This window comes from Citrobacter sp. S46_ASV_140 (assembly GCF_018919545.1).
GTDB classification, from domain to species: domain Bacteria; phylum Pseudomonadota; class Gammaproteobacteria; order Enterobacterales; family Enterobacteriaceae; genus Citrobacter; species Citrobacter braakii.
The window spans coordinates 1-1,507 of record NZ_JAHLRC010000256.1 but is presented as its reverse complement, the minus strand read 5'-3'; the positions used below and the strand labels follow the sequence as shown (position 1 = coordinate 1,507).

The window sequence follows — 1,507 nt, the reverse complement described above, 5'->3', positions numbered from 1 at the left end:
GTGTACGCTGGGTATGCCGGGTACAGGTAACTTCGTTGGCGAATTTATGATTCTGTTCGGCAGCTACCAGGTGGTTCCGGTTATTACCGTGATCTCGACATTTGGTCTGGTGTTTGCTTCTGTTTACTCGCTGGCGATGCTGCATCGCGCTTACTTTGGTAAGGCGAAGAGCCAGATTGCCAGTGTTGAACTGCCAGGGATGTCGCTGCGTGAGCTGTTTATCATCCTGTTGCTGGTCGTGCTTCTGGTACTGCTTGGCTTCTATCCGCAGCCGATTCTGGATACCTCGCATTCTGCGATGAGCAACATCCAGCAGTGGTTTGTTAATTCCGTTACTACTACAAGGCCGTAAATCGCCATGACAATAACTCCACAACACCTGATTGCGCTGCTACCGCTGCTGATCGTCGGCTTGACGGTGGTGGTTGTGATGCTCTCCATTGCGTGGCGACGCAATCACTTCCTCAATGCCACGCTGTCGGTCATTGGGCTTAACGCCGCACTGGTTTCGCTCTGGTTTGTTGGCCAGGCGGGCGCTATGGACGTCACCCCGCTGATGCGGGTTGACGGTTTCGCCATGCTCTACACCGGGCTGGTGCTGCTGGCGAGTCTTGCCACCTGTACCTTCGCTTACCCGTGGCTGGAAGGCTACGACGACAACCGGGAAGAGTTCTATCTGCTGGTGCTGATTGCCGCGCTCGGCGGTATTCTGCTGGCTAACGCTAATCATCTGGCGGCGCTGTTCCTTGGTATTGAGCTTATCTCTTTGCCGCTGTTTGGTCTGGTTGGCTATGCGTTCCGTCAGAAACGTTCGCTGGAAGCCAGTATCAAATACACCATTCTGTCTGCCGCAGCGTCTTCCTTCCTGCTGTTTGGTATGGCGCTGGTGTACGCGCAGTCTGGCAACCTGTCGTTTGTCGCGCTCGGTAAGAGCCTCGGCGACGGTATGCTGCAAGAACCGCTGCTGCTGGCGGGCTTCGGTCTGATGATTGTTGGGCTCGGCTTTAAACTCTCGCTGGTTCCATTCCACCTGTGGACGCCAGACGTATACCAGGGCGCTCCGGCTCCGGTTTCCACCTTCCTGGCGACGGCGAGCAAAATCGCTATCTTCGGCGTGGTGATGCGTCTGTTCCTGTACGCACCGGTAGGTGATAGCGAAGCGGTACGGATCGTGCTGGGTGTGATTGCCTTTGCTTCCATTATCTTCGGTAACCTGATGGCGCTGAGCCAGACCAACATCAAACGTCTGCTTGGTTACTCATCTATCTCTCACCTCGGTTACCTGCTGGTGGCGCTGATTGCCCTGCAGAGCGGCGAGATGTCGATGGAAGCGGTTGGCGTTTACCTGGCCGGTTATCTGTTCAGCAGCCTCGGCGCGTTCGGTGTGGTCAGCCTGATGTCCAGCCCGTACCGCGGCCCGGATGCAGACTCTCTGTTCTCCTACCGTGGTCTGTTCTGGCATCGCCCAATCCTTGCGGCGGTGATGACGGTGATGATGCTGTCTCTG

At 56.3% G+C, this 1,507-nt stretch carries 1 protein-coding gene and 1 pseudogene; both read left to right on the top strand.

What is annotated here, in order from left to right:
• A pseudogene (locus tag KQJ19_RS23540) lies at window positions 1-352 on the top strand (NADH-quinone oxidoreductase subunit M); the annotation flags it as partial.
• 6 nt (window positions 353-358) lie between these two features.
• Window positions 359-1,507: NADH-quinone oxidoreductase subunit NuoN (gene nuoN / locus KQJ19_RS23535; RefSeq protein WP_216404272.1), on the top strand; the 1,149-nt coding region annotated here is incomplete at its 3' end.